At 70.0% G+C, this 3,978-nt stretch carries 3 protein-coding genes; all 3 read left to right on the top strand.

The window, feature by feature from the left end; genetic code table 11:
* The first annotated feature begins 53 nt into the window (after nt 1-53).
* The 3 genes from ACRDP3_RS20190 to ACRDP3_RS20180 are packed head-to-tail and all read left to right on the top strand — an operon-like array spanning nt 54 to nt 3,882.
* Nucleotides 54-1,397 carry an aspartate aminotransferase family protein gene (locus tag ACRDP3_RS20190; protein WP_431518380.1) on the top strand — a complete coding sequence of 448 codons (1,344 nt, stop codon included), beginning with the start codon at nt 54-56 and terminating at the stop codon, nt 1,395-1,397.
* Nucleotides 1,394-2,800 carry a dihydropyrimidinase gene (hydA, locus tag ACRDP3_RS20185; protein ID WP_431518379.1) on the top strand — a complete coding sequence of 469 codons (1,407 nt, stop codon included), beginning with the start codon at nt 1,394-1,396 and terminating at the stop codon, nt 2,798-2,800. Before ACRDP3_RS20190 ends, hydA begins: the two co-directional genes overlap by 4 nt.
* Nucleotides 2,801-2,850: 50 nt before the next feature.
* Nucleotides 2,851-3,882 (top strand): TIGR03842 family LLM class F420-dependent oxidoreductase, encoded by a 1,032-nt coding sequence (locus tag ACRDP3_RS20180; protein ID WP_431518378.1) that lies wholly within the window; start codon nt 2,851-2,853, stop codon nt 3,880-3,882.
* Nucleotides 3,883-3,978: the final 96 nt, after the last annotated feature.

Below are 3,978 nucleotides of genomic sequence, written 5' to 3'. Positions count from 1 at the left end.
GCCTTCTACCGTGACCGGCGCCCCGACGCGTACGACGGGCTGGTGCAGCCCTGATGACGGCCCAGGACCACGCGAGGCCGCAGACCTCGCTGCACGCGCGCCACCGCGCCGTCCTGCCCGACTGGCTCGCGCTGTACTACGACGACCCCATCGAGATCACACACGGCGAGGGCCGTCACGTCTGGGACGGCGACGGCAACTGCTATCTCGACTTCTTCGGCGGCATCCTCACCACGATGACGGCGCACGCGCTGCCCGAAGTCACCAAGGCCGTCAGCGAGCAGGCGCAGCGCATCCTGCACACCTCCAGCCTCTATCTCGACCGCCCCATGGTGGAGTTGGCCGAACGGATCGCCGCGGTCTCCGGTATCCCCGACGCTCGCGTCTTCTTCACCACCTCGGGCACCGAAGCCAACGACACCGCCCTGCTGCTGGCCACCACCCACCGCCGCTCCAACCAGATCCTGGCGCTGCGCAACAGCTACCACGGCCGTTCCTTCTCCGCGATCGGCATCACCGGCAACCGCTCCTGGTCCCCGACCAGCCTCTCACCGCTGCAGACGCTCTACGTGCACGGCGGCGTGCGCACCCGCGGCCCGTACGCGGCGCTGGACGACGACGCCTTCATCGCCGCCTGCACCGAGGACCTGGCCGACATGCTCGGGCAGACCGGCGGCGAGGTCGCCGCGCTGATCGCCGAACCCGTACAGGGCGTCGGCGGCTTCACCTCACCGCCGGACGGCCTGCTCGCCGCCTACCGTGAACTGCTGCGCGAGCACGGCGTGCTGTGGATCAGTGATGAGGTGCAGACCGGCTGGGGCCGCACCGGCGACCACTTCTGGGGCTGGCAGGCCCACGACCAGGCCGGCCCGCCCGACATCCTCACCTTCGCCAAGGGCATCGGCAACGGCATGTCGATCGGCGGCGTCGTCGCCCGCGCCGAGGTCATGAACTGCCTGCGGGCCAACTCCATCTCCACCTTCGGCGGCAGCCCCGTGACCATGGCCGCCGGCAACGCCAACCTCAACTACCTGCTGGAGCACGACCTGCAGGGCAACGCGCGCCGCGTCGGCGGGCTGCTGCTGGAGCGGCTGCGCGCGGTGGCCGCGGGACTGGGCATCGTACGGGAGGTGCGCGGCCGCGGCCTCATGATCGGCGTCGAGCTGGTGCACCCGCACACCGACACCCCGGCACCCCAGGCGGCCGCGCTGGTGCTGGAGGTGGCACGCGAGCACGGACTGCTCCTCGGCAAGGGCGGCGGCCACGCGACCAGCAGCGTGCTGCGCGTCGCGCCGCCGCTGACCCTGACCGTCGCGGAGGCGGAAGAGGGCGCCGCGATCCTGGAGCGCGCCCTGCGCACGGCAGACACCGAACTGGGAGGGAGGAGCGAGCGATGACCCACACCCGTACGGTCGTCCGCGGCGGCCTCGTCATCACCGCGGCCGACGAGACCCACGCGGACGTCCTCATCGAGGACGGCCGCATCGCGGCGGTCGCCACCACCGGCGGCACCGTCGCCGAGGGCTGGAGCGCAGAGCGGAGCATCGACGCCACCGGGAAGTACGTCATCCCGGGCGGCGTCGACGCCCACACCCACATGGACTTCCCCTTCGGCGGCACCTTCTCCGCCGACGACTTCGAGACGGGCACCAGGGCCGCCGCCTGGGGCGGCACCACGACCATCGTCGACTTCGCCGTCCAGACCAAGGGGCACGCCCTGCGGGAGGGCCTGGACCGCTGGCACGCCAAGGCCGACGCCCAGTGCGCCATCGACTACGCCTTCCACATGATCCTCTCCGACGTCAACCAGGGGACGCTGAAGGAGATGGACATGCTGGTGGAGGAGGGCATCACCTCCTTCAAGCTGTTCATGGCCTATCCCGGCGTCTTCTACAGCGACGACGGGCAGATCCTGCGCGCCATGCAGCGCACCGCCGCCAACGGCGGACTGATCATGATGCACGCGGAGAACGGCATCGCCATCGACGTCCTGGTGGAACAGGCGCTGGCCGCCGGCCGCACCGACCCGCGCTACCACGGCGAGGTGCGCAAGGCCCTGCTGGAGGCGGAGGCCACGCACCGCGCGATCCAGCTGGCGCGGGTGGCGGGCTCGCCGCTCTACGTCGTGCACGTCTCCGCCGAGGAGGCCGTCGCCGAGCTGACCACCGCACGGGACAAGGGCCTGCCGGTGTTCGGGGAGACCTGCCCGCAGTACCTCTTCCTGTCCACCGACAATCTCGCCGAGCCGGACTTCGGCGGCGCCAAGTACGTCTGCTCCACGCCGCTGCGGCCCCGCGAGCACCAGGCGGCTCTGTGGCGCGGGCTGCGCACGAACGACCTGCAGGTCGTCTCCACCGACCACTGCCCGTTCTGCTTCGTCGGCCAGAAAGAGCTGGGCCGTGGGGACTTCTCCAAGATTCCCAACGGCATGCCGGGCGTCGAGCACCGGATGGACCTGCTGCACCAGGCGGTACTGGACGGCCACATCTCGCGCCGCCGCTGGATCGAGCTGGCCTGCGCGTCCCCGGCCCGGATGTTCGGGCTCTACCCCAAGAAGGGCACGCTGCAGCCGGGTTCGGACGCCGACGTCGTCATCTACGACCCGCATGCGGAGCAGACGCTGTCCGCCGAGACCCACCACATGAACGTCGACTACTCGGCCTACGAGGGCAAGCGGCTCACCGGACAGGTGGAGACGGTGCTCTCCCGGGGCGAGACCGTCATCGACCGGCGTACGTACGCCGGACGCGCCGGCCACGGCCAGTACACGCCCCGCGGACTGTGCCAGCTCCTCGACTGAAACCGACGGTGGACAGGAACGTGAAAGACCAGTTGAAAGGAAGAGGGGGCATGGACTTCGGACTCGTTCTGCAGACGGACCCGCCCGGCTCGAGAACGGTCGGCCTGATGAAGCGCGCCGAGCGCAACGGGTTCGGCTACGGCTGGACCTTCGACTCGGCGGTGCTGTGGCAGGAGCCGTACGTCATCCACAGCCGCGTACTGGAGCACACCGACCGGCTGATCGTCGGCCCCATGGTCACCAACCCCGGCACCCGTTCCTGGGAGGTCACCGCCTCCACCTTCGCCACCCTGAACGAGATGTACGGCAACCGCACGGTGTGCGGCATCGGCCGGGGCGACTCGGCGATGCGGGTGGCGGGACGCAAGCCGAACACCCTCGCCCGGCTGAGCGAGGCGATGTCCGTCATCCGGGACCTGGCGGAGGGCCGGGAGGCCGTCATCGACGGCACGCCGCTGCGGCTGCCGTGGGTGAAGGACGGCAAGCTGCCGGTATGGATGGGGGCGTACGGGCCGAAGGCGCTGGCCATGGCGGGACGGGAGGCGGACGGCTTCATCCTCCAGCTCGCCGACCCGTATCTCACCGAGTCGATGGTCAAGGCCGTCCGGGTGGCCGCCGCGGAGGCGGGGCGCGACCCGGACGAGGTCACCATCTGCGTGGCGGCCCCGGCCTACATCGGCGACGACCTGGCGCACGCCCGTGAGCAGTGCCGCTGGTTCGGCGGCATGGTCGGCAACCACGTGGCCGACATCGTCGCGAAGTACGGCACGGCATCCGACGCCTCGGGCGGCGCCGTGCCCCAGGCCCTGACCGACTACATCAAGGGCCGCGACGACTACGACTACAACGAGCACGGGCGTGCGGGCAACGTGCACACGCAGTTCGTGCCCGACGAGATCGTCGACCGGTTCTGCATCCTCGGCACTCCCGAGCAGCACATCGAGAAGCTCAAGGCTCTGCAAGAGATCGGCGTCGACCAGTTCTCCGTCTATCTCCAGCACGACAACAAAGAGGAGACGATGCGGGTCTACGGCGAGTCGATCATGCCGCACCTGCGCGACCACGTGACGGCAAAGGCATAGAGGGCAAGACCCTTGACCCAGCTCTGGAATCGCACCCGTGCGGTGGTCTTCGGCATCCTCGGCGTCGCCACCGTGGTCGCAGTATGGGACCTGTAC

It is taken from the genome of Streptomyces sp., from assembly GCF_050698815.1.
Lineage (GTDB): Bacteria > Actinomycetota > Actinomycetes > Streptomycetales > Streptomycetaceae > Streptomyces.
Note: the sequence above shows the minus strand (reverse complement) of the source record. Positions and strands in the feature narration are given on the sequence as shown.